The organism is Nocardioides sp. (assembly GCF_047606145.1).
Taxonomy (GTDB): domain Bacteria; phylum Actinomycetota; class Actinomycetes; order Propionibacteriales; family Nocardioidaceae; genus Nocardioides.
Genome location: NZ_JASGET010000025.1, coordinates 87,742 through 110,052, shown reverse-complemented (window position 1 = coordinate 110,052; position 22,311 = coordinate 87,742). Strand labels below are relative to the sequence as shown.

The window sequence follows — 22,311 nt, the reverse complement described above, 5'->3', positions numbered from 1 at the left end:
GCGGTGACCCTACGCCGCCTGCCGGGGCGCGGCCAGGATGCCTCGATAGGGTGAGCGCCATGGCCGCTGTCATCGACCTCCTCGACGTCACGGTGCGCCGTGGCACCTCCGTCCTGCTCGACCAGGTCACCTGGACGGTGGAGGAGGACGAACGGTGGGTGATCCTCGGTCCGAACGGCGCCGGCAAGACGACCCTGATGCAGATCGCGGCGGCCCAGCTGCATCCCACCAGCGGGATCGCCGAGGTGCTCGGCGAGATGCTCGGTCGGGTCGACGTCTTCGAGTTGCGTCCCCGGATCGGGCTGACCAGCGCCGCCATCGCGGACCGGATACCGCGCGGCGAGCTGGTCCGAGACGCGGTCGTCTCGGCGTCGTACGGCGTGATGGGTCGCTGGCGGGAGGAGTACGACGACCTGGACCACGGTCGCGCCCAGGAGCTGCTCGTCGAGATCGGCATTCCCCATCTGGCCGAGCGCACCTTCGGCACCCTGAGCGAGGGCGAGCGCAAGCGCACCCTGATCGCCCGGGCGTTGATGGTCGACCCCGAGCTGTTGCTGCTCGACGAGCCGGGCGCCGGACTCGACCTCGGCGGTCGCGAGGACCTGGTCTCCACGCTGTCCTCGCTCGCCTTCGATCCCGACTCGCCGGCCACCATCCTGGTCTCGCACCATGTCGAGGAGATCCCGCCGGGCTTCAGCCACGTGCTGATGTTGCGCGAGGGCGGGGTGGTCGCCGCGGGCCTGATCGAGCAGGAGCTCACCGAGGCCAATCTGACCGCCACGTTCGGGATGCCGTTGCAACTGGAATCGCGCGACGGCCGCTACTTCGCTCATCGATCCAGCCGGCACGCCCGCTGACGGCCGATCCGCCAAGAGGGTCAGCGGAGTCAGTGAGGTTTTCTCACCGGGCGTCTCATCGGGTTCCTTTTTGAAGGTGAAGTAGAACGAGGGCGGCGGCGGTGATCTCGGTGATGCGATGGGGGTCGAGGCTGACGTGTTGGACCTCAAGACGCTCATCGGCCAGAAGGCTGCCGGTCTGCTGGCCGTCCACGGGGTTGGGGCCGACATCGCAGGCCAGCTCCTCATCACCGCTGGCGACAACCCCGAGCGCCTCAGATCGGAGGCATCCTTCGCTGCCTTGTGTGGCGTGAGCCCGCTGGTGGCGTCCTCGGGCAAGACCAACCGCCACCGACTCAACCGCGGTGGTGACCGGACCGCCAACAGTGCCCTACACCGCGTCGTGATCGTCCGGATGAAGTCCCACGAGCAGACACGGGCCTACGTCGAACGCCGCACGGCCGAGGGCATGTCCAAACGCGAGATCATCCGCTGCCTCAAGCGCTACGTCGCCCGCGAACTGCTGCCACTCATCAAGGCCACCAGCCAAGACCGCCCAGACCTGAAACTCCCTTCGATCGCCGCTTGACGATCTATAGGAGCTTCAGGTCACACACGCCACACCAGCCACTCCGGTGAGAAAACCTCAGTGAGGAGCGGGGTTCGTGCGAAGTTCTGGTGTTGCACGTTCGCCGGTATTTTGGCTGGTTCTGCGGTCTATCTGTGGAACGAGACATGGCCTATGGTCGCGGCAGTCACGTATGTGGCGTTCAGCCGACAGATGGACTGTGACGTTGGCAACATGACTGTTGTGATTCTTTTCTTGTCTCCGCCGACTTTGAGCCCGATTAGTCTTGTTGGCCCTATGCATCGGGTTCCCCAATTGCTTGTCGTCCAGACAAAGCCCACGTCCAATTTCCGGTTAGGATTTAGGCTGAGGTCTCGGGTCGAGATTTTTCCCCACGGCCTTGCTGCGTACTGAACAGTTCCGCCTGTCTCTACTGGCTGAAATATGAGATGCGCTCGCACATTGCAGGCCGCATGTGACGTATTTTTGATCGTCATTATGAGACTTGCGAACTTGACGCCGTGGCTGATGATTTCCTGGCCAATGTCTCTGGCGCTCCAGGAGGCGCTTGTGGCCGATAAGCAGTCGTCACTGTGTGGAGAAGAGGCCAGATCTGACGCAGACGGGGCCGTGCCGGATGTGGTGACCTGCGAGTGATGGGTGGTGGCGACGGATCCTCCACACGCGGAAAGCATCGACCCGCAAAGAGCAGCGATGGCGATCGACCGCGTGAGCGCAAGCGAGCGTGAGATCGTCTGGAGGTGAGGTCGCGTCTGGGGATTGAAGTGCTCGTGGTTCATGGTCGGCCGTCCCGTTCAATACGGATGGGTAGCTTGCCCGCCCGTTGTCATGGTTTAGACGCGAGAACGCCATAGTTGGTTGCGGCGGTACGTTCTTGGTGCGTTGAGCAGATTGTGGTGAAGATGGACTGGTACTAGTGACGGTGCGAGGTTGAGGCTCTCCGGTGGCTGCCCAGGGTGGAGATCGTCGCGTCGTGCGCGATTGCGGATCACTGCATGGCAGACGACCGTCCCCGGTCTGGAGGCGGGGCTGCTCATGGCCACAGACGGCCGGGGCGCGTTGAGGGCGGCCACGCCGGCCAGCGAGCCTGTTGTAGAGGCTAGAGTCACTATATGGACTGGCTGATCTGGGTGGGCGCCGGAGCGCTGCTGGTGGTGGCTGAGATGTTCAGCCTCGACCTGGTGCTGCTCATGTTGGCCGGAGGCGCGTTCGCCGGAGCGATCACCGCGGCCCTGACCGACAACCTGGTCATCGAGGCCGTGGTGGCGCTGGTGGTGGCGATGGGACTGCTGGCGGTGGTGCGTCCCAGCCTGCTCGGCCGGCTGCACACCGGTCCGGAGCTGATGCTCGGCACCCGCAAGCTGATCGGGCAGCACACCGTGACCCCGGTCCGGATCAGTGCGCACGAGCCCGGCCAGATCAAGATCGACGGCGAGCTGTGGAGCGCGGTTCCCTACGATGATTCGCTGGTGATCGAGGCGGGTAGTGCGGTGGAGGTCTTCGAGATTCGCGGTGCCACCGCGTACGTGCATCCGCTGCCGGAGATCGAATGAGACGAGAAGAGCGAGAAGAGAAGGTGGACCGACCATGACAGCTGCCCTGGTGATCCTGGTGATCCTCGCCATCCTGGTCATCACGACCTTGGCCAAGTCGGTGCGGATCATTCCGCAGGCGCGGACCGGGATCGTGGAGAGATTCGGGAAGTACAAGAACTCGCTGCCACCGGGACTGAACGTGGTGGTGCCGTTCGTCGACAAGGTGCGCTACATGATCGACATGCGCGAGCAGGTGGTCTCCTTCCCGCCGCAGCCGGTGATCACCGAGGACAACCTGACGGTGTCGATCGACACCGTCATCTACTTCCAGGTCAACGACCCGATCGCCGCCACCTACGAGATCGCGAACTACATCCAGGCGGTCGAGCAGCTCACCATGACCACGCTGCGCAACATCGTCGGTGGCATGGATCTGGAGGAGACGCTGACCAGCCGTGAGCAGATCAACTCCGGCCTCTCCGCGGTGCTCGACGAGGCCACCGGCCGGTGGGGGATCAAGGTCAAGCGGGTCGAGATCAAGAGCATCGACCCGCCGGCCTCGATCAAGGACGCGATGGAGAAGCAGATGCGCGCCGACCGGGACAAGCGCGCGGTCATCCTGACCGCCGAGGGGCAGCGCCAGTCGGCGATCCTGACCGCGGAGGGCAACAAGCAGTCGTCCATCCTGAACGCCGAGGGCGCCCGCGAGTCCCAGATCCTCCGGGCCCAGGCCGACCGTGAGTCCGCGATCCTGCGGGCCCAGGGTGAGGGGCAGGCCATCCAGACCGTCTTCCAGGCGATCCACGACGGCCAGCCGGACCAGTCGCTGCTGGCCTACCAGTACCTGCAGATGATGCCGAAGATCGCCGAGGGCGACGCCAACAAGGTCTGGATCGTGCCGAGTGAGATCGGCAAGGCGCTGGAGGGGCTCGGCTCGACGATGTCGCAGCTCTCCGGCATCCCGAGCGAGACCGAGGGCCCGCGCAAGCGGGTCGACATGGGGCCGACCGAGCCGCAGCTCCCCAAGCGGGACAGCGCGACCGACCAGGCGGTGCGCGACGCGATCGCGGCCGCCGAGGGCGCGAGCACGACCTCCGACCGCGGGCTGCCGCAGATGCCACCGCCCGGAGAGCTCGACGCGGCGGCTCCCGCGGCGCCTCCGGCTCCGCCCGTGGCCCCGCCGTCGGATGCGGACCCGCTCACCGACCCGATCCCGAACCCGGAGCCGCCGGCGGCCGGCCCGCAGCCGGGCGGTCACTGATCGGCCGCGGGTCGTAGCTACTCGACGTACGCGCCCAGCCAGCGGGCCAGCTCGGCATAGGCCCGGGCGCGTACGTCGGGCCGGGAGAGCACGATGTCGTGCCGGGCTCCGGCGACGGCGACGTAGGTGACGTGGGTGCCGACCGACGTGGCCCAGCGTCGCATGTGGGCGACATCGAGCACGATGTCGGTGGAATGCACGTCCTCGCCCATCTCGCTGGGCACCGAGGAGGCATCCGAGGACATCACCAGCACCGGCGCAGCCACCGCCAGGCCGGCATGCAGTCGCGCATGTCCGTTGCGGATCGCCCGCAGCCAGCCGGTGTAGACGTCGAAGGAGTCGACCGGCTTCCAGCTCAGGTCGAAGTCCCACTCACCGCCGTGCTCACGGTGCAGCGAGCTGGTGTAGAGCCCACTCACCGAGCGGGGGATCAGGCGCTTGGGCTGCCATCTGCCGATCTGTTTGAGGACCGGGGTGCCCAGTGCGCGCACCAGCGCCGAACCCTGCAGATCGAACCACGGTGAGTTGAGGAACATCCCGACCAGCTCGGCCGGCCGCCGGGCGTCCGCCCAGAGCGGACCGGTCAGGCCGCCGGTCGAGTGCGCGGCGAACACCACCTGCCGGTGCTCGGCGGTGATCTTGGACCAGGCCTGGTCCAGCGCCGGGAAGTACTCCTCGAGGTCGGTGACGAAGTGCGGGGTCTGGTGCTCCCGGAACGAGCGCCCCGCCTTGGGCAGGTCGAGAGCGTAGAAGTCGTAGCCGCGGGAGGTCCACCAGGCGGCGTACTCGGTCTGGAAGAAGTAGTCGGAGAACCCGTGCAGGTGCAGCACCGCGCGCTGGGCGGGGACGTCGGCGTCCGCCGGAAGGTGGACCAGGGTGGCGACTCGAGCGCCCTCGTCGTCGGGGGAGAGGTCGATGGTCTCGGCGGTGTACGGCGCGCCGAGCACGTCGGTCGTGGTCGTCATGAGCGGCATCCTGTCACCTGCCGTCCCGTCGGCGCAGCGCGGTCTCCGGGTCGTTGGTCACGACCAGCCAGGTCGCGCCCGGCCGGGTCCACCAGCGCAGCCCGAGGCGGGAGTCGACGGTCCACACGATCAGCCGCAGGCCGCGGCGGCGAGCGAGCCGACGCAGCCGTAGCAGCGCCAGCACATGGTGTGCGCACAGCGCCCCGGCGCCGGACGCCTCGAGCTGGCCCTCCGGGGTGAGCTGGGCACGCAGCGAGCGCCACGCGTCGCGCGGCCGCAGCCCGGCCAGGCTGGTGCCGACCGAGAGCCCCACCAGCAGGTCCACCCCTCGGGTGCGGGCCCAGCCCCTCAGCGCATGGGCGAGGACGGGCCGTCCGGTGGTCACCAGCACCCGCTCCGCGCCCAGCCGGTCCACCGCGCGACCGACCACGTCGAGCCAGCCGTCGACCTCGTCCGGTCGCGGGGGAGAGCCGAGCTTGAGATCGACATGCGCGCCCACGCCCGGCAGCTCGACCAGCGTGTCGAGCAGCGTGTCGATGCCGAGGAGCTCGGTGGCGGTGGATGCGCCGTGCGTGGCCGGGGCGTCGGCCGGCTGGTCGTGCGCGACGATGAACCTGCCGTCGCGGAGACGGCGTACGTCGAACTCGACGAAGTCGGCGCCGAGCGCTGCCGCCGACCGGATCGCGGCCGGGGTCTCTCGTCGATGGGCGCTGACCAGGACGGGCGTCTTCACGGGCACGACACATACCTCTGGGGAAGGCGGGCAAGTCTTCACGGCAACGTAACAGCACGGGCCAGCATGCCGACTCATCGACTGGCTATCTTCCGGGCTATCGCAGCGTCGCGCCTCCGCCACCGCGATCAGCCCACGAGGTTCCCATGACCGATGATCTCGCCAAGCCCCTGTCGACCACACCCACCCCGAGCGCCGCCGGGACCGGTGGGGTGACCTACTCGCACGCCGAGGAGGGCTACTTCGACAAGCGCCAGCTCAAGCGGACGGCGGGCTTCTGGGGTCTGTGGGGCATCGGCGTCGCCGCGGTCATCTCCGGCGACTTCTCCGGTTGGAACGGGGGACTCGGGACCGCCGGGTGGGGCGGCCTGCTGATCGCGACGATCCTGATGATCCTCATGTACTTCGGGATGCTCTTCTCGATCGGAGAGATGTCGGCGGCGATGCCGCACACCGGCGGTGCCTACTCCTTCGCCCGCGCCGCGATGGGACCGTGGGGCGGGTTCATCACCGGCTTCGCCGAGACGATCGAGTACGTCTTCACCACCGGCGTGGTGGTCTACTTCTCGGCCAGCTACGCCGACGGCGTCTTCGGGGGGAATCTCCCGAGCTGGCTGTGGTGGGTCATCCTGTACGTCGTCTTCGTGCTGCTCAACGCGGCCGGAGCCGAGGCCTCGTTCAAGTTCGCGGTGACCGTCGCGGTCATCTCGGTCGCCATCCTGGTGCTCTTCGGCATCCTCGCCGCCGCCAAGGGCGCCCTCGACTTCGGCACGCTGGACGACATCAGCCAGGCCGGCCACGGCACCTTCCTGCCGTTCGGCGTCACCGGGATCCTCTATGCGCTGCCGTTCGCGATGTGGTTCTTCCTGGGGATCGAGGAGCTCCCGCTGGCCGCGGAGGAGGCGCACAACCCGCAGCGGGACATTCCGCGGGCCGGCTTCTCCGGCATGGTCACCCTCGTCGTGTGCGCCGCGATCGTCTTCTTCCTCAACCCGGCCGTGCTCGGCTCTTCCGCTACCGCCGCCTCGGGCGAGCCTCTGCTGGACGGCTTCCGCGACTTCCTCCCCGGCGGCTGGGCGCGGGTGCTCTCGGCGTTCGCGCTGATCGGGTTGCTGGCCAGCCTGCAGGGCATCATGTTCGCCTACGGCCGCAACATCTACTCGCTCTCCCGCGCCGGCTACTATCCCAAGCAGCTCTCCCTGACCGGCAAGCGGCAGACCCCGTACGTCGCGCTCATCGTCGGGGCCGTGATCGGCTTCGTCGCCCTGGTCATCTCCGACAACGCCGGCTCGACCGCGGGCAAGATCGTGCTGAACATCGCCGTGTGGGGCGCCGTCATCGCCTACATGCTCCAGATGGTCTCCTTCGTCGTCCTTCGGCTGCGCTTCCCGAGCGCGACCCGCCCCTATCGGAGCCCGACCGGGATCGCCGGCGCCGTCGTCGCCTTCGTGCTGGCGCTGCTGACCTTCATCGGCATCCTGAAGAACCCCGACTACCGCCCGGCGATCATCGCGATCGTGATCATCTACGCCGTCGGGCTGGTCGTCTTCGCCTTCTTCGGCCGGCACCGGCTGATCCTCTCCCCGGAGGAGGAGTACGCGATGAGCGGCGGGCTGCACCGCGACCCCGAGGTCGAACACTACGGCGCTGAGTTGGAGGAGGAACTGCCCGCGAAGGACTTCGAGGACTGAGGGATGGGTCTCTCCATCGTCCTTCGTTCGGGGTCGGGCCGGTTCGGCCCGTGCAAGGGCCGTGACGCCGGCCCGCCGCTACCGCGAGTAGAGCTCCTTGATGACCTCCTCGATCTCCGGCTCGGCGATCGACAGGTCGGCGACGTCGTACGCCGCCGCGACGGCCGCCACGATCGGTGCCGCGCTGGCCCCGGCCGGGAAGGCGATCCACTGCCGGGGTCCCTCGACGCGGGTGACCTCGGCGCCGGCCAGGCCGGCGCTCTCCCACGGCAGCTCGATCCGCCGTCCGCCGGGAAGCTCGTCGACCAGGTCCACCACCAACGTGCGATGCGCGCCACCGATGCCGCGCAGCCGGTCGAGGCCGCCGTCGAAGACGCTGGTGCCGTGGTCGATCACGATCACCCGGTCGCAGAGCGCCTCGATGTCCTGCAGGTCGTGCGTGGTGAGCAGCAACGTGGTGCCGCGCTCGGCGTTGAGCGCGCGCAGGAACTCCCGCAGTCGCCCCTTGGAGATCACGTCCAGCCCGATGGTCGGCTCGTCCAGGTAGAGCACCTCGGGGTCGTGCAGCAACGCCGCGGCGATGTCGCCGCGCATCCGCTGACCCAGGGACAGCTGCCGCACCGGGGTGTCGAGCAGGTCGCCGAGGTCGAGGAGCTCGACGTACTCGGCGAGGTTGCCGGCGAACCGCGCGGCCGGGATCTCGTACATCCGGCGGAGCAGGTCGAAGGAGTCCCGCAGCGGAAGGTCCCACCACAGCGAGGTCCGCTGGCCGAAGACCACGCCGACCCGCCTCGCCAGGACGCGCCGGTGTCGGCTGGGCTCCAGCCCGGCCACCCGGACCAGGCCGCGGGTGGGCACCAGGATCCCGGTGAGCATCTTGATGGTGGTCGACTTCCCGGCGCCGTTGGGGCCGATGTAGCCGACCATCTCGCCCCGCGCGATGTCGAAGGAGAGATCGCGGACGGCGGAGACGACCTCGGTACGACGGTGGAACCGGCCGGTGCGGACGCGGACGGCGAAGTCGCGGCCGAGGCCGCGGACCCGCACGAGCGGGACATCGGTCGAGGACGGCGTTGCGTCGGTCGAGCCTGTCGAGACCATGTCAGCTCCCGGTCGATCGATAGTGGCGCACGCCGGCACGCCAGATGAGGGACATCAGCACCAGCAGCCACGCCGCGGCCAGCGGCGAGGCGAACCGCAGCCAGTCCGGCGCGCCGAAGGGGTCGGACCGGCCGAGCAGGAACAGGCACGGATACCAGTTCACGAAGGCGAGCGGCAGCACGTAGGTGAGCGACCTGGCCAGCTCCTTGGGATAGATGGTGAGCGGATACTGGTTGATCGTGTCGCCGCCGTAGGTGAAGGCGTTGGCGACCTCGTTGGCGTCGCCCGCCCAGAACTGGAGGGCGGAGAAGCCGACGAAGAGCGCGAAGAAGATGGCCCCGCCACAGCACAGCATCATCACCGCGACCAGTACCCGGGCGGGATCCCAGTCCACGATCGGCGCGGCCCAGGCGAACACGATCATCGCCTGAGAGATCCGGCCCAGCCGGCGCAGCTGGAACTGATCGGCGCAGACCTGGACGAGCAGCGGGACCGGCCTGGTCATCATCGCGTCGAGCTGGCCGGTCCGGATCTTGACGCCCAGCTGTTCCACGCTGCCGATCAGCAGATCGCCGACGCCGATCGCGATGCTGGTGGCGCCGTACAGCAGCCCGATCTCGCGCAGGCTGAAGCCGCCGAGGCTGTCGATGGTGTGGAACATGAACCAGACCCCGACGAAGTCGAGACCGTTCACGGCGAGCGCACCGACGGTGAGCATCCAGAACGAGACCGGGTAGGCGAACGAGGAGCGCACCCAGCCGCCGGCGATCACGCGATAGCTGCGCACGGCGTACGCCGCCTCGGCGGTCAACCCGCGTCGGCCGTCAGCCACCCTGGACCACCACCTTGTGCGTGGCGGCCCGCATCGCCGCCGCGCACCCGGCCAGCAGCACCAGCGCCCACATCGCCTGCCGTCCGAGCGCGGCCACCGCGTCCCAGCCGGTGTGCCTGCCCAGCCACAGATCGGCGGGAGTCTGGACGTACGACGCCCAGGGCAACCCCAGCGCGACCTGCCGGATGCCGTCGGGGAAGATGTTGAGCGGCAGCACCATCCCGGAGAAGAAGAGCGCCAGCACTCCGGCCAGCGCACGGGGACCGGTGGCGTCGAGCAGCCAGAACGCACTGGCCGCCACCAGGAAGCGCACGCCGAAGCTCACCACCACCGCGAGGACGACGCTGATCAGGAACGCGACCGCCGCGGCCGGCGTCGGGGTGACGAGGCCGAAGAGCAGCGCGCCGATGGCCGTCGGCGCCAGCCCGCGGGTGACGACGTGGTACGCCGCCCGGCCGAGGTCGCTGGCCAGATACCAGTGCAGCACCCCGACCGGCCGGTACAGGTCGACCGCCACGTCACCGCTGCGGATCCGGGTCGCCAGGTCGTCGGTGCTGCCGCCGCCCCACAGCGCCACCGTCATCAGCAGCGCCTGCCCGAGCCAGACGTAGGTGACGGCGTCGGCGGCGTCGTACCCGCCGGCTCCGGGGCGCTGGTGCCACAGCGCCAGATAGGCATAGCTGTAGATGACGCCGAAGACCGAGTTGGTGAAGATGCCGGCCAGGGTGGCCGTGGTGTAGGTCGAGTACCTCCGGAATGCCCGCCTGGCGATCGCGAAGGAGAGGGTCACTCGCCCCAGCCTGACAGGGGAATAGCGTGGTGGGCAACCGAGTTGTGCAGAGTAGTTCGAATTTCAACTAGATTCCGCGCATCAGGAGCGAGGTCTGTCATGGGCATGCAGTTCGGCATCTTCACCGTCGGTGACGTCACCACCGATCCGACCACCGGCACGACCCCCACCGAGCACGAGCGGATCAAGGCGACGGTCGCGATCGCCAAGAAGGCGGAGGAGGTGGGCCTGGACGTGTTCGCCACCGGCGAGCATCACAACCCGCCGTTCATCGCCTCCGCCCCGACCACCACGCTCGCCTACATCGGCGCCCAGACCGAGCGCCTCATCCTGTCCACCTCGACCACGTTGATCACCACCACCGATCCGGTGCTGATCGCGGAGAACTACGCCAAGCTGCAGCACCTGGTCGACGGCCGGGTCGACCTGATGATGGGCCGGGGCAACACCGGCCCGGTCTACCCGTGGTTCGGCAAGGACATCCGCCAGGGCATCAACCTGGCGGTGGAGAACTATGCGCTGCTGCACCGGCTCTGGACCGAGGACGTGGTCGACTGGCAGGGACGGTTCCGCTCGCCGCTGCAGGGCTTCACCTCGACCCCGCGTCCACTGGACGGCGTACCGCCGTTCGTCTGGCACGGCTCGATCCGCAGTCCCGAGATCGCCGAGCAGGCCGCGTACTACGGCGACGGCTTCTTCCACAACCACATCTTCTGGCCGATCAGTCACACCCAGCAGATGGTCAGGCTCTACCGCCAGCGGTTCGAGCACTATGGCCACGGCACCGCCGAACAGGCCATCGTCGGCCTGGGCGGCCAGTTCTTCATGCGCAAGAACAGCCAGGACGCGGTCGACGAGTTCCGGCCGTACTTCGACAACGCTCCGGTCTACGGGCACGGGCCGTCGCTGGAGGACTTCTCCGCCGCCACCCCGCTGACGGTCGGCTCGCCGCAACAGGTGATCGAGCGGACGCTCTCGTTCCGCGAGTACGTGGGCGACTACCAGCGCCAGCTCTTCCTGATCGACCACGCCGGGCTGCCGCTCAAGACGGTGCTCGAACAGCTCGACCTGTACGGCGAGATCCTGCCCACCCTGCGCGCTGAGTTCGCCGAGCGGCGGGCGCCGGGCGTCCCGGACGCCCCGACCCACGCCTCGCTGGTCGCGGCCGCGGGCGGAGGCAAGGACAGCACCGTGTACGCCGAGGCGGACTCGGCCACCGGCAGCAGCGACCGATCCCTCGACGACCCCGAGGTCGCACGAGTGCTGGAGGGGGAGCTGTGAAGCGGCTCGTGGTCGTCTCCGCGGGACTCTCGGTGCCGTCCTCGACCAGGCTGCTCGCCGACCTGCTCGGCGAGGCCGCCGAGCAGGCCCTGGGTGCCCGCGGGGACGAGGTCGACCTGACCTACCTCGAGCTGCGGCCGCTGGCGCACGCGCTGGCCGACCACCTGCTGACCGGGTTCCCCACCGGCGAGCTCGCCGAGGCGCTGGAGCGGGTCAAGCGAGCCGACGGCCTCATCGTCGTCACCCCGGTCTTCTCGGCGTCGTACTCGGGGCTGTTCAAGACCTTCTTCGACGTGCTGGAGACCGGTGCGCTGGACGGCACGCCGGTCCTGATCGCCGCCACCGCCGGCAGCGCTCGACACAGCCTGGTCCTCGACCACGCGCTGCGGCCGCTCTTCGCCTACCTGCACGCGGTGGTGGTCCCGACCGGCGTCTTCGCCGCCAGCGAGGACTTCGGTGAGGCCGCGACCGGCGGCAGCGCCGACCTGCACAAGCGGATCGAGCGCGCCGCGGCCGAGCTCGCCGCGCTGGTCGACGTCACCGGTCCCGCCCCGGCCGCTCCGCGACGGTTGGTCGAGGACGAGTTCGAGCACCCGACCGACTTCGCGGAGCTGCTGCGCCGTGCCTCGGACGGGCCGCCGCAGTACTGATCCCGAGCCCGTCCGATGCCGGGCAGCTCGCCGACATCGGACCGGGCTCAGGCGAGCGCCGCGGCCAGCTTGGGTGCCATCGAACGGAGCGCGAACGGGACGGTCAGCGGGTCCGGGAACGCGGCAGCGATGGCGACCGGGAACGGGATCGCCACGTAGTGACCCTTCTTGACCGCCGACAGCTTCTGGAAGAGCGGGTTCGACTCGAGCTTGGCACGCTGGGCGGTGTCGACGTAGGTGAGGATGAGCAGGTCGGCGTCGAGCAGATCGAGCCGCTCCGGGCTGACCACCGACTTGCCCGGAGTGCTGCTCGGCTTGAGGCTCGTGACCGCGTCGGAGAGCTTGAGGCCGAGCTGACCCAGCAGCGCTGCGCTGAGGTCGGTCGCGGAGTTGACGGTGTAGATGGTGCCGTCGGCCTGGACCGGGCCGAAGGTGAACGCCTTGCCCTCCAGCTCGGGGTGGGCCGCGCGCAGCCGATGTACGGCGGCCTCGACCCCGGCGATCACATTCTTCGCCTTGGCCGGACGGTCCAGCGCCGTGCCGAGCCGGGTGACGGTGTTCTGCCAGCGGTCGGTGTTCGGGCCGCTGGTGTAGCCCAGCACCGGCGCGATCTCGGTGAGCTGGTCGTAGCTCTTGGCGAGCTGGTAGTCGGTGGTCGCCACGATCAGGTCCGGTTTGGCGGCCGCCACCTTCTCCACCGGGATACCGGCGGAGGCGTCGATGAGCGTCGGGCGGGCGTCATCGAGCGCTGTCCGGGTCCACGGCTCGATGCCGCCCTCGACGTTGCTGTCCCGGGCGATCGCCACCGGGGTGACGCCGAGCGACAGGGCGATGTTGGTGTCGGGGCCGATCCCCAGGGTGACGAGCCGGGTCGGGACGTCGGTGAGCTCCGTGCTGCCGAGCTTGCCGCGCAGGGTGACCTGGTGGGTCGAGGTGCGGTGGGTGTCGGCCTGCTCGCTGCCGCAGGCGGACAGCCCGAGCGTGGCGGCGCCGCCGACCAGGAGTGAGCGACGGGTGGCGGTGGTGAGGGACATCGGTATCCTCCAGAGAAGTCGGTTAGGCTAACCTAACTTATCTCTCGAGGTGTCCGCCCGCACCCCCTGGTCCATCGCCGGATCTCGGCCGGTCTCGGCCGGTCTGGACCAGGCTCAGTGCTGGTAGGTGCCGACCAGGATCGCCCGGCCGAGTGCCTTGAAGGCCAGGTTGAACGAGACCACCGCGGGTGAGACGTCGGGCGTCACGCCGAGGCTCTCCTCGCCGACCGCGTGCACCACGAAGTAGTAGCGGTGCACCTGATCACCCTCCGGCGGTGCGGCACCGCCGAAGTCCGCGGTGCCGAAGTCGTTGCGCACGTGGAACGCCCCGCCCGGCAGTGCTGTGCCGGCGGCACCGGCGCCGGCCGCGAGGCTGGTCACCTCGGCCGGCACGTCGACCAGGACCCAGTGCCAGAAGCCGCTCGGGGTGGGGGCGTCGGGATCGAAGCAGGTCACCACGAAGCTCCGGGTGCCCTCCGGCGCGCCGGACCAGGACAGCTGCGGCGAGGTGTTGCCCTCGGCGTACACCTGGGCCGGGCCGAGCGGCTGGCCGGCGGTCACGTCGGTGCTGGTCAGATCGAAGCGCGGCAGAGCTGGCAGCAGGTCGTACGGGTCGGGGGCGACAGGTCGGTCGAGGCTCATGGATCGAGGCTACAGGGCTGTCCGGGTCGTGGCCCGGGCGCTCGTCGGGCCGTCCGATGACGGAGTATTGGCCCCGTGGCAGCGCATCCGCCCTATCCCTCGGGCCTCATCCTCACCGGCCGCCGGGTCGTCGTCGTCGGCGGTGGCCATGTGGCCCAGCGGCGCATCCCCGCGCTGCTCGCCGCCGGCGCCGAGGTGGTGGTGGTCTCCCCGCATGTCCGGCCGGCGATCGAGGGCCTCGTCGGCGCCGGGGAGGTCTCGTGGCGCGCGGGACGCTTCGAGCCCAGCGATCTGGACGACGCCTGGTACGTCATCGCCGCCACCCAGCGCGCCGAGGTCAACGAGGCGGTCAGCGCCGCCGCCGAGCAGCGGCGGATCTTCTGCGTGCGCTCCGACGACGCCGCCCTGGCCTCGGCCTGGACGCCGGCCACCGGGCGCGACGGCGAGGTGACCATCGCGGTGCTGAGCAACAGGCATCCGCGCCGCTCCGCCGCGCTGCGCGACCAGATCCTGGACGGGTTGCGGTCCGGTGCGCTCGGCGTTCGGGAGGAGGCGCCGCAGGGCGCCGCCCCCGACGGTATGGCGACCGGCCTGGTCACCCTGGTGGGCGGCGGTCCGGGCGACCCGGACCTGGTCTCGGTGGCCGGTCGCAAGGCGCTGATGGCGGCCGACGTGGTGATCGCGGACCGGCTCGCGCCGCGCGAGCTGCTCTCCGAGCTGCCGGCGGACGTCGAGCTGGTCGACGTCGCCAAGCTGCCGCGCGGGCGCTCGGCACAGCAGGAGGAGATCAACCGGCTGATCGTCGAGGCGGCCCGCGGCGGGCGGTCGGTGGTGCGGTTCAAGGGCGGGGACAACTTCGTCTTCGGTCGCGGCTACGAGGAGATCCTGGCCTGCCGCGAGGCCGGCGTACCGGTCCGGGTCATCCCCGGTCTGACCTCGCCGGTGACGGTCCCCGGCGTCGCCGGGATCCCGGTCACCCACCGCGGCGTGACGCACGAGTTCACGGTGGTCTCCGGGCATGTGCCGCCGGGGCATCCGGACTCGCTGACCAATTGGTCGGCGCTGGCAGGGCTCAACGGCACCGTGGTGCTGATGATGGCGGTGGAGAACGCGCCGGCCATCGCGACCGCGCTGCTGGCCGGCGGTCGCGACGCCGAGACGCCGGTCGCGGTGATCTGCGACGGCACCATGCCCACCGAGCGCACGGTGCTCGCCACCCTGGGCACCCTCGCCGACCGGCTCGCCGCGGAGGCGGTCCGGCCGCCGGCCGTCATCGTGATCGGCGAGGTCGTCCGGGTGGCGCACCCGGAGGCCTACTGAGTCGTGGCCGGGCTGATCGAGATCGACCGGGTCGACGACCCGAGGCTGGCGGACTACCGCGACCTGCGCGACGTCGAGCTCCGCAAGCATCTCGAGGCCCAGCACGGACTCTTCCTGGCCGAGGGCGAGAAGGTGGTGCGCCGCGCGGTCGAGGCGGGCTACCACCCGCGCTCGTTCCTGATGGCGCCGCGCTGGCTCGACACCCTGGCCGACGTGCTGGCGGCATCCGAGGCGCCCTGCTACGTGGTCTCCGGGGCGGTGGCCGAGGAGGTCACCGGATTCCACGTGCACCGCGGCGCGCTCGCCTCGTTGCGGCGGCGGCCGCTGCCGGACCTGGCGGACGTGCTCGCCGGCGCCCGCTCGATCCTGGTCCTGGAGGACATCGTCGACCACACCAACGTCGGCGCGATCTTCCGCAGCGGGGCCGGTCTCGGCTTCGATGCCGTGGTGCTGGCGCCGCGCTGCGCCGACCCGCTCTACCGGCGGTCCGTCAAGGTGGCGATGGGGGCGGTCTTCGCACTGCCGTGGACCAGGCTGCCGGACTGGTACGACGCGCTGCCGATGCTCTCCGCGGCGGGGTTCACCACCGTCGCGCTGACGCTGGCCCCGGACGCCGTACCCCTGGCCGAGGCGGTGGCCGATCTGGACAAGGTGGCGCTGGTCCTGGGCTCGGAGGGGCACGGACTCTCCGAGCACTGGCAGCGCGCGGCCGACCGGCGCGCGATCATCGAGATGTCGGGCGGGATCGACTCGCTCAACGTGGCGGCGGCGAGCGCCGTCGCGTGCTACGTCACCTCCCGCCGAGTCGGTCCCGAGAACCGCCGAGTCGGGCGTTAGAACCGGCGAGTCGGACGTTAGGGTGCCGCCCATGAGTGGGAGTGAGGAGCCGCTGGCGCCGTACGGTCCGCTGCCGTCCGGCGGGCGGGTCAGGCCGGTGACGCGGTGGGGGACACCGGTGATGCATACCGCGCAACGGAAGGTGACGGTCTTCGACGAGAGGCTGCGCGAGCTCGCCGCCGACATGGTGGCCACCATGTACGCCGCCGAGGGCGTCGGTCTGGCCGCCTGTCAGATCGGCGAGGACGTGGCCATGTTCGTCTTCGACTGTCCCGATGCCTCGGGCCGGCCGGTGGTGGGGGTGGTGTGCAACCCGGTGCTGACCCTGCCGGAGGGCAAGGACCGGAGTCTCGACGAGTCCGAGGAGGGGTGTCTGTCCTTCCCGGGCGCCTACATCGCCTGCCCCCGGCCGGACTGGGCCCGGGTCGACGGGGTCGGCCTGGACGGATCCCCCGTCACCTTCGCCGGCGACGGGCTGCTCGCCCGCTGCCTGCAACACGAGACCGACCACACCTACGGAACGGTCTTCGGCGACCGACTCGCCGCCAAGGCCCGGAAGAGGCTGGGCAAGCAGCACGACAAGGCCGCGGCGGAGTACCCGTTGGACTGGCCGGCCGACTCCTGACGCCGAGTCCGTCCCCAGCACCGCCGAATCGGTCGTTGGAGCCGGCGAATCGTGCCTTGGAACCGACGAGTCAGCACTACCAGCGCCGATTGTGGTACTGCTGGGCGAGCGCCGTCTCCAGATCCTGGAGCCAGCGGTGTCGTATCCCTGCGGTGAAGTCTCCGGAACGCACCACGATGACCGTCCAGCCATGGTCGGCCAGCCATGCGCGACGGCGCCGGTCGTGCTCGCGTTGCTCCGGCGTCCGCAGGTGGTGATCGAAACCGTCGTACTCGACGCAGATCCGGCGGTTCGGATAGGCGAAGTCGAGTCGGTACGTCGGCACGCCGTCGATCTCGATCCAGTATTGCGGCACCGGTGGCGGAAGCCCGGCATCGAGGATCTCGAGCAGGGTCCAGGCCTCCCGCGGCGACTCGACCCGCGGCTCGACGAGCGGCGCCAGGCCCCGTGCCTGGATGACGCCACGACGACCGCGGAACCGCCGTACGCCGGTGACGAGGTCGCGGCTGTCGAAGTCGTGGTGCTGGGCGAGCAGGCACATCGCCGCGAAGGCCTCCCGGCGCCGCAGCACGCAGCCGAGGTCCAGCGCGGTGCGCAGCGGAGTGGTCACGCGAACTCCCTCGAGCTCGATGATGTCCATGTCGCCGAGGTCGCGGGTGCGGCCGTCGAACTCTCCCCGACGAGTCGGAGCCTTGCCCCGCAGGGCGCAGACCTCGATCGGTGGGAGGGTGTCGCGTTCCTCGAAGGTCCAGGTGTCCACCCCGTGGATCCACGCGGCCGTCCGGTCGACGACCACGTGGGCCTCCGTCACGGCGAGGCGGACCGCGGCCAGCCGGAGACCGAGCGAGTCCTCGGTCGCGGCGTCGACGTAGACGCCGCGCGTCACTCGCCGTACCAGACCGTCGATCGACAACTGGCGCAGCTCTTGTTTGGTGAGCTCTAGAGCGGCGAGGTCTGCGGCACGGAACGGTTCGCGAGGGAGCACAGCGGGTGAGGAGGACATGACCGCCATCATGGGCCGCCGAACCCGCCGTACGCCGTCGTGCCCGGTCCGCCTGTGGACGAGTGAGCTCCACGGTGTGCCTGTGGAGGAACTCGGGATGCCCGGGTTGTCGATTCGATCGATTCGCCGGTTCCGACGACCGACTGGCGGGTTCCGGCGACCGACTCGGCGGTCCGAACGACCGACTCGGCGAGGTTGTAGACGAGAGTGTAACTGTGAGTTACAGTTGCCGCATGAGCCTACTCCAGAGCCTTCGTGGTGGGGGCCGCCACGGTGTGCCGGCTTCGGAGAGCCGCGACCCGATCGGCTATGCGGTCGCCGCGCTCAACCGGCTGGCACAGAGCGACGTGATCGACCGACTGGGCATCCGCAGGCAGACCGAGAGGGGGGTCTTCACCGTCACCCGCGGAGGCTTCACGGTGGCCACCAAGGCGGGACGGACCTTCGCCCGGGCGGGGAGGCGCGGCACCGCCGGAGCCCGGGCGCCGCACGCCTCGGCTAGCGGCGTCTTCGACATCACGCCGAGCGCGGACGAGCAGATGCTGGTCGACGTGGTCGGCGAGCTCGCCGCCGAGGTGCTGCGGCCGGCGGCGAGCGCCGCCGACGAGGCGTGCCAGGCACCGGCCGAGGTGCTGGCCGCCGCGCAGGAGGTCGGGCTGCCGCTGCTCGGCGTGCCCGAGGCGCTCGGCGGCGTCGCCGAGACCCGGTCGGCGACGGCCGGCGTCCTGGTCGCCGAGGCCCTGGCCAAGGGCGACCTCGGCCTTGCGGTCGCGTGCCTCTCCTCCGGTGCGGTCGCCACCGCGCTGGCGCTGTGGGGGAGCGAGGAGCAGCAGCAGACCTACCTGCCGGCCTTCGCCGACGAGTCGTCCTCCACCGCCGCGCTGGCGCTGATGGAGTCCGAGGTGCTCTTCGACGTGCTCCGGCCGAGCACGGTCGCGGTCCGCGAGGGTGACGGCTACCGGCTGGACGGGGTCAAGACCCTGGTGCCACGCGGGGCGGACTCGGACCTGTTCGTCATCGGTGCGCGACTGGAGGGGGCGCCGGTGCTCTTCCTGGTCGAGGCGGGCGCGGACGGGCTCGGGGTCGAGGGCGACCCGGCGATGGGAGTGCGGGCGGCGTCGCTGACCCGGCTGCACCTGGACGGCGTCCGGGTCGGCGCCGGCGCGGTGCTCGGCGAGACCGACGGGTCGACGTACGCCGCATGCGTGCGGCTCTCCCGGCTCGGCTGGTGCGCGCTCGCCATCGGCACGGCCCAGGCGGTGCTCGACTACGTCACGCCGTACGTCAAGGAGCGTCAGGCGTTCGGCGAGCCGATCGCGCACCGTCAGTCGGTGGCGTTCATGGTCGCCAACATCGCCATCGAGCTGCAGGCGATGCGGCTGGTCACCTACAAGGCGGCGGGCCAGGTGGCGGCCGGCAAGGACGCCCGCCGGGAGATCGCGCTGGCCCGCAAGCTCTGCGCCGACAAGGGCATGCAGATCGGTCTGGACGGCGTCCAGCTGCTCGGCGGGCACGGCTTCGTCAAGGAACACCCGGTCGAGCGGTGGTACCGCGACCTGCGGGCCATCGGAGTGATGGAAGGTGCGGTGTTGGTCTAGTGGCCATCAATCTGGAGGACCCGAAGAGGTTCCGTGGACTGCGCGACCAGGTGCACCAGGTCGCGATGAACATGCTCCGCCCGATCTCGCGGACCTACGACAAGGCCGAGCACGCCTATCCCAAGGAGCTCGACATGCTGGCGGCGATGGCCGACGGGCTCGCCGAGTCGGGCGCCAGCCAGGGGGCCGGTGCGGCCGGCGTACGACGCGAGGAGCGTGCGGACGACGGGTCGGTGGTCAACGGCTCCAACCTGGCCTCGGTGATGAGCGTCTCCGAGATGTGCTGGGGCGACGTCGGGCTGCTGCTGTCGATGCCGCGCCAGGGTCTGGGCAACTCCGCGATCGCCTCGGTCGCCAACGACGAGCAGCTCGAGCGCTTCGCCGGGGTGTGGGCCTCGATGGCGATCACCGAGCCGGGGATGGGCTCGGACTCGGCGAACCTCTCCACCACCGCCGTGCTCGACGGCGACGCCTACGTGCTGAACGGAGAGAAGATCTTCGTCACCTCGGGTGAGCGCTCCGACGCGGTGGTCGTCTGGGCGACGCTGGACAGGTCACTGGGCCGGGCCGCGATCAAGAGCTTCGTGGTGCCCAAGGGCACCCCGGGGATGAAGGTCGAACGGCTGGAGCACAAGCTCGGGATCAAGGCCTCGGACACCGCCACGATCACCTTCACCGACTGCCGGGTGCCCGCGGAGAACCTGCTGGGCTCGCCCGAGATCGACGTCAAGCAGGGCTTCGCCGGGGCGATGGCGACCTTCGACAACACCCGCCCGCTGGTGGCGGCGATGGCGGTCGGCTGTGCCCGGGCCTCGCTGGACCACACCCGCGAGCTGCTGGCCGAGGCGGGCGTCGAGGTCGACTACGACCGACCGGCCCAGCTGCAGTCGGCCGCCGCGGCCAGGTTCCTGCAGCTGGAGGCGGACTGGGAGGGCGCCTACCTGCTGATGCTCCAGGCCGCGTGGATGGCCGACAATCGCCGGCCCAACTCCCTGGAGGCCTCGATGGCCAAGGCGAAGGCGGGCCGGGTCGGCTCGGACATCACCCTGTCCTGTGTCGAGCTGTGCTCCGGTGTCGGTTACGGCGAGACCGAGCTGCTGGAGAAGTGGGCGCGCGACTCCAAGATCCTCGACATCTTCGAGGGCACCCAGCAGATCCAGCAGCTCATCGTCGCGCGTCGCCTGCTGGGGCTGAGCAGCACCGAGCTGAAGTGAGGTCGGGGCCGAAGTGAGGTCGAGCGCCGTCCGGACGTGACGCCAGGCGGACAATGAGGCGGACAATTAGGGTGGTGCCGTGACCCTGATCGACGATCCTCGGGTGGACGAGCCCAGCGTCTGGACGGTGCGCCTGTTCGGCTGGGTGATCGGCTGGCTGGTGTTGGCCGGGGCCGCGCTGTGGGCGGCGCGACAGGCCTCCGGCACGGCTGCGGTGCTGCTGGTGGCGGCCTGCGGGATCGCGCTGCTGGCCGCGCTGGGGCTGCTGGTCTCGGCGCTGGTCCGATCCCGGAGCGCCGGTGCGTTCGACCGGTGGATGGAGGAGGAGATCCAGGACCGGGAGGCGGCACGCGGACGGTCGCTGGTCGTCGTACGGGTGCCGGTGGGGGCGGACCCGCTCCAGCCCGAGCTGGTCACCACGCTCGCGGCGGACGGGGTCGCGGTGGTCTGGCGACAAGCTGGTACGACGACCCAGCCGGCCAGCTACGCACTCGCGTCGGCCGACCCCGCGGCGCTCGCCGACCGGGTCCGGGAGGAGCACCGCAGCCGGCCGCTGCCGGCGGGCTCCTACCTGTGGCTCCCCGAGCCGACCAGCGGGGGTGCGGCGCGCGGCCGCCGGATCGACCTGTGACCGGCCGCGGTGACGTCCTGGTGGTCTCGGCGACACCGGAGGAGGCGGCGTACGTCCCCGATGGCTACCCGCTGCTGATCACCGGTGTCGGCAAGGTGGCCGCGGCGACGGCGGTGGCCACCGAGCTGGCCCGCCGCCCCGGGACCCGACTGGTGGTGAACATCGGCAGCGCGGGGGCGCTTCGCGACGGGCTCGAGGGGCTGCACGAGGTCGGACGGGTGCTCAACCACGACCTGTCGGCGCAGGCGCTGCGGAGCTTCGGCTACGACCCGCAGGAGTGGCTCGAGGTCGGCGAGGGCACGGTGAGCCTGGCGACCGGGGACATGTTCGTCAGCGACCCCGCCGTGCGTGCCGAGCTCGCACGGCGGGCGGACCTGGTCGACATGGAGGGCTACGCCATCGCCTGGGCCGCGCGGGCGGCCGGCGTGACGGTGCGGCTGGTCAAGCACGTCTCGGACAACGCCGACGCCTCGGCGCTGTCCTGGCTCGAGGTGGTCGACCGGAGCGCGCGGGCACTGGGGGAGTGGCTGGAGGCGCGCTGAGGTCGGTCCGAGGATCCGAGGTCTCGGCTCAGCGGGAGGATCGGGCCGAACGGCCGCGGACGACGCCGACGAAGGCCTGGTGCCGCTCGCTGTCGTCGTCGACCAGCCAGGCCAGCCCGACCCTGGTGGGCGCCAGATCGGTCACCGGGCGGTGTACGACGTCCTTGCGGTGGTGGAGCCGTGCGATCGACATCGGCACGATCGCCACGCCGGTGCCCCCGGCGACGACCTCGACGGCGTCCTTGACACTCATCGCCGGCCAGTCGAGCTGGTCGACCTCGGGACGCCAGCCGGAGCGTTCGCCGAGGACCAGCTGCTCGGTGGCGAGATCGTCGGTGGTGACCTCGTCGGCGAGGCTGAGCAGGTGCTCGCGGGAGACGACCGCCACCGCACGCTCCTCATAGAGCGGGATCAGGTGCATGCCGGCGGGGTCGATCGGCAGCCGGACCAGGCACAGGTCGAGGTCGCCGGCGCGGAGCGCCGACTCCTGCTCGTCCTCGGTGACAGCGACGAGCTCGAGGCGCTCGCGGTAGCGCTCCCGCCAGGCGCGCGCCCACTTGTCGGGGGTCGTGCCGGTCACGAAGCCGACGGTGAGGGTCAT

Annotated in this window: 22 protein-coding genes and 1 pseudogene; 14 read left to right on the top strand and 9 right to left on the bottom strand. The window is 70.2% G+C overall.

From position 1 onward, the window contains the following. The first annotated feature begins 59 nt into the window (after window positions 1-59). The 4 genes and pseudogenes from QM638_RS04525 to QM638_RS04510 all read left to right on the top strand — a co-directional run bounded on the left by QM638_RS04525 (window position 60) and on the right by QM638_RS04510 (window position 4,221). Window positions 60-857 (top strand): ABC transporter ATP-binding protein, encoded by a 798-nt coding sequence (locus tag QM638_RS04525; RefSeq protein WP_415140744.1) that lies wholly within the window; start codon window positions 60-62, stop codon window positions 855-857. A 133-nt stretch (window positions 858-990) separates the two neighbouring features. Next, a pseudogene (locus QM638_RS04520) lies at window positions 991-1,425 on the top strand (transposase); the annotation flags it as partial. Window positions 1,426-2,537: 1,112 nt separating this feature from the next. Then, the gene (locus QM638_RS04515) at window positions 2,538-2,978 is read left to right on the top strand and encodes an NfeD family protein (RefSeq protein ID WP_415140743.1); all 441 of its coding nucleotides are present in this window, start codon (window positions 2,538-2,540) and stop codon (window positions 2,976-2,978) included. Window positions 2,979-3,012: 34 nt separating this feature from the next. Beyond that, complete coding sequence (locus QM638_RS04510; RefSeq protein WP_415140742.1) at window positions 3,013-4,221, top strand: SPFH domain-containing protein; 1,209 nt, start codon at window positions 3,013-3,015, stop codon at window positions 4,219-4,221. A gap of 17 nt (window positions 4,222-4,238) precedes the next feature. On the opposite strand, the gene QM638_RS04505 is transcribed toward QM638_RS04510, so the two are convergent. Further along, window positions 4,239-5,186, bottom strand: a complete 948-nt coding sequence (locus QM638_RS04505) for an alpha/beta hydrolase (protein ID WP_415140741.1) — start codon at window positions 5,184-5,186, stop codon at window positions 4,239-4,241. A gap of 13 nt (window positions 5,187-5,199) precedes the next feature. Continuing rightward, window positions 5,200-5,919 (bottom strand): glycerophosphodiester phosphodiesterase, encoded by a 720-nt coding sequence (locus tag QM638_RS04500; protein WP_415140740.1) that lies wholly within the window; start codon window positions 5,917-5,919, stop codon window positions 5,200-5,202. Window positions 5,920-6,065: 146 nt separating this feature from the next. On the opposite strand from QM638_RS04500, the gene QM638_RS04495 reads away from it, so the two are divergent. After that, complete coding sequence (locus QM638_RS04495; protein ID WP_415140739.1) at window positions 6,066-7,610, top strand: amino acid permease; 1,545 nt, start codon at window positions 6,066-6,068, stop codon at window positions 7,608-7,610. Between the two features lie 78 nt (window positions 7,611-7,688). On the opposite strand, the gene QM638_RS04490 is transcribed toward QM638_RS04495, so the two are convergent. From QM638_RS04490 to QM638_RS04480, 3 genes are read right to left on the bottom strand one after another with little or no spacing between them, the layout of a single operon-like run. Continuing rightward, window positions 7,689-8,711, bottom strand: a complete 1,023-nt coding sequence (locus QM638_RS04490; protein ID WP_415140738.1) for an ABC transporter ATP-binding protein — start codon at window positions 8,709-8,711, stop codon at window positions 7,689-7,691. Window position 8,712: 1 nt separating this feature from the next. Further along, window positions 8,713-9,543 carry an ABC transporter permease gene (locus QM638_RS04485; protein ID WP_415140737.1) on the bottom strand — a complete coding sequence of 277 codons (831 nt, stop codon included), beginning with the start codon at window positions 9,541-9,543 and terminating at the stop codon, window positions 8,713-8,715. Next, a complete protein-coding gene (locus QM638_RS04480) occupies window positions 9,536-10,333 on the bottom strand; it encodes an ABC transporter permease (RefSeq protein WP_415140736.1) in 798 nt (265 codons plus the stop codon). Before QM638_RS04480 ends, QM638_RS04485 begins: the two co-directional genes overlap by 8 nt. A gap of 105 nt (window positions 10,334-10,438) precedes the next feature. Between QM638_RS04480 and QM638_RS04475 the strand changes: the two genes are divergently transcribed. After that, window positions 10,439-11,614, top strand: a complete 1,176-nt coding sequence (locus QM638_RS04475; protein WP_415140760.1) for an LLM class flavin-dependent oxidoreductase — start codon at window positions 10,439-10,441, stop codon at window positions 11,612-11,614. After that, window positions 11,611-12,264 carry an FMN reductase gene (locus QM638_RS04470; RefSeq protein WP_415140735.1) on the top strand — a complete coding sequence of 218 codons (654 nt, stop codon included), beginning with the start codon at window positions 11,611-11,613 and terminating at the stop codon, window positions 12,262-12,264. The genes QM638_RS04475 and QM638_RS04470 overlap by 4 nt, the downstream gene beginning before the upstream one ends. 47 nt (window positions 12,265-12,311) lie before the next feature. On the opposite strand, the gene QM638_RS04465 is transcribed toward QM638_RS04470, so the two are convergent. Both QM638_RS04465 and QM638_RS04460 read right to left on the bottom strand, forming a co-directional pair. Beyond that, window positions 12,312-13,298, bottom strand: a complete 987-nt coding sequence (locus tag QM638_RS04465; protein ID WP_415140734.1) for an ABC transporter substrate-binding protein — start codon at window positions 13,296-13,298, stop codon at window positions 12,312-12,314. 114 nt (window positions 13,299-13,412) lie between these two features. Then, window positions 13,413-13,940, bottom strand: coding sequence for a YbhB/YbcL family Raf kinase inhibitor-like protein (locus QM638_RS04460; protein WP_415140733.1), 528 nt, complete (start codon window positions 13,938-13,940; stop codon window positions 13,413-13,415). 75 nt (window positions 13,941-14,015) lie between these two features. On the opposite strand from QM638_RS04460, the gene cobA reads away from it, so the two are divergent. The 3 genes from cobA to def are packed head-to-tail and all read left to right on the top strand — an operon-like array spanning window position 14,016 to window position 16,722. Beyond that, window positions 14,016-15,260 carry a uroporphyrinogen-III C-methyltransferase gene (gene cobA, locus QM638_RS04455; protein ID WP_415140732.1) on the top strand — a complete coding sequence of 415 codons (1,245 nt, stop codon included), beginning with the start codon at window positions 14,016-14,018 and terminating at the stop codon, window positions 15,258-15,260. A 3-nt stretch (window positions 15,261-15,263) separates the two neighbouring features. Beyond that, the gene (locus tag QM638_RS04450; protein WP_415140731.1) at window positions 15,264-16,097 is read left to right on the top strand and encodes a TrmH family RNA methyltransferase; all 834 of its coding nucleotides are present in this window, start codon (window positions 15,264-15,266) and stop codon (window positions 16,095-16,097) included. A 31-nt stretch (window positions 16,098-16,128) separates the two neighbouring features. Next, entirely contained in the window at window positions 16,129-16,722 is a 594-nt protein-coding gene (gene def / locus QM638_RS04445) for a peptide deformylase (protein ID WP_415140730.1), read from the top strand. A gap of 76 nt (window positions 16,723-16,798) precedes the next feature. Here the strand turns inward: def and QM638_RS04440 are convergent, their stop codons facing one another. Beyond that, the gene (locus QM638_RS04440) at window positions 16,799-17,725 is read right to left on the bottom strand and encodes a DUF559 domain-containing protein (RefSeq protein WP_415140729.1); all 927 of its coding nucleotides are present in this window, start codon (window positions 17,723-17,725) and stop codon (window positions 16,799-16,801) included. 233 nt (window positions 17,726-17,958) lie between these two features. On the opposite strand from QM638_RS04440, the gene QM638_RS04435 reads away from it, so the two are divergent. The 4 genes from QM638_RS04435 (at window position 17,959) to QM638_RS04420 (ending at window position 21,710) form a co-directional block, all read left to right on the top strand. Continuing rightward, window positions 17,959-19,323, top strand: coding sequence for an acyl-CoA dehydrogenase family protein (locus QM638_RS04435; protein WP_415140728.1), 1,365 nt, complete (start codon window positions 17,959-17,961; stop codon window positions 19,321-19,323). Next, window positions 19,323-20,537, top strand: coding sequence for an acyl-CoA dehydrogenase family protein (locus QM638_RS04430; RefSeq protein WP_415140727.1), 1,215 nt, complete (start codon window positions 19,323-19,325; stop codon window positions 20,535-20,537). Before QM638_RS04435 ends, QM638_RS04430 begins: the two co-directional genes overlap by 1 nt. A gap of 79 nt (window positions 20,538-20,616) precedes the next feature. Next, window positions 20,617-21,168, top strand: coding sequence for a hypothetical protein (locus QM638_RS04425; RefSeq protein WP_415140726.1), 552 nt, complete (start codon window positions 20,617-20,619; stop codon window positions 21,166-21,168). Continuing rightward, a complete protein-coding gene (locus tag QM638_RS04420) occupies window positions 21,165-21,710 on the top strand; it encodes a nucleosidase (RefSeq protein WP_415140725.1) in 546 nt (181 codons plus the stop codon). Before QM638_RS04425 ends, QM638_RS04420 begins: the two co-directional genes overlap by 4 nt. 28 nt (window positions 21,711-21,738) lie before the next feature. Here the strand turns inward: QM638_RS04420 and QM638_RS04415 are convergent, their stop codons facing one another. After that, window positions 21,739-22,311 (bottom strand): LysR family substrate-binding domain-containing protein, encoded by a 573-nt coding sequence (locus QM638_RS04415; RefSeq protein ID WP_415140724.1) that lies wholly within the window; start codon window positions 22,309-22,311, stop codon window positions 21,739-21,741.

What these genes read in the sequence shown, in the direction of transcription:
- QM638_RS04525 (WP_415140744.1), top strand. Translation starts at nt 60, where the DNA reads ATGGCCGCTGTCATCGACCTCCTCGACGTCACGGTGCGCCGTGGCACC.
- QM638_RS04515 (WP_415140743.1), top strand. Translation starts at nt 2,538, where the DNA reads ATGGACTGGCTGATCTGGGTGGGCGCCGGAGCGCTGCTGGTGGTGGCT.
- QM638_RS04510 (WP_415140742.1), top strand. Translation starts at nt 3,013, where the DNA reads ATGACAGCTGCCCTGGTGATCCTGGTGATCCTCGCCATCCTGGTCATC.
- QM638_RS04505 (WP_415140741.1), bottom strand. Translation starts at nt 5,186, where the DNA reads ATGACGACCACGACCGACGTGCTCGGCGCGCCGTACACCGCCGAGACC.
- QM638_RS04495 (WP_415140739.1), top strand. Translation starts at nt 6,066, where the DNA reads ATGACCGATGATCTCGCCAAGCCCCTGTCGACCACACCCACCCCGAGC.
- QM638_RS04490 (WP_415140738.1), bottom strand. Translation starts at nt 8,711, where the DNA reads ATGGTCTCGACAGGCTCGACCGACGCAACGCCGTCCTCGACCGATGTC.
- QM638_RS04475 (WP_415140760.1), top strand. Translation starts at nt 10,439, where the DNA reads ATGCAGTTCGGCATCTTCACCGTCGGTGACGTCACCACCGATCCGACC.
- QM638_RS04465 (WP_415140734.1), bottom strand. Translation starts at nt 13,298, where the DNA reads ATGTCCCTCACCACCGCCACCCGTCGCTCACTCCTGGTCGGCGGCGCC.
- QM638_RS04460 (WP_415140733.1), bottom strand. Translation starts at nt 13,940, where the DNA reads ATGAGCCTCGACCGACCTGTCGCCCCCGACCCGTACGACCTGCTGCCA.
- def (WP_415140730.1), top strand. Translation starts at nt 16,129, where the DNA reads ATGAGTGGGAGTGAGGAGCCGCTGGCGCCGTACGGTCCGCTGCCGTCC.
- QM638_RS04440 (WP_415140729.1), bottom strand. Translation starts at nt 17,725, where the DNA reads ATGTCCTCCTCACCCGCTGTGCTCCCTCGCGAACCGTTCCGTGCCGCA.
- QM638_RS04435 (WP_415140728.1), top strand. Translation starts at nt 17,959, where the DNA reads ATGAGCCTACTCCAGAGCCTTCGTGGTGGGGGCCGCCACGGTGTGCCG.
- QM638_RS04415 (WP_415140724.1), bottom strand. Translation starts at nt 22,311, where the DNA reads ATGACCCTCACCGTCGGCTTCGTGACCGGCACGACCCCCGACAAGTGG.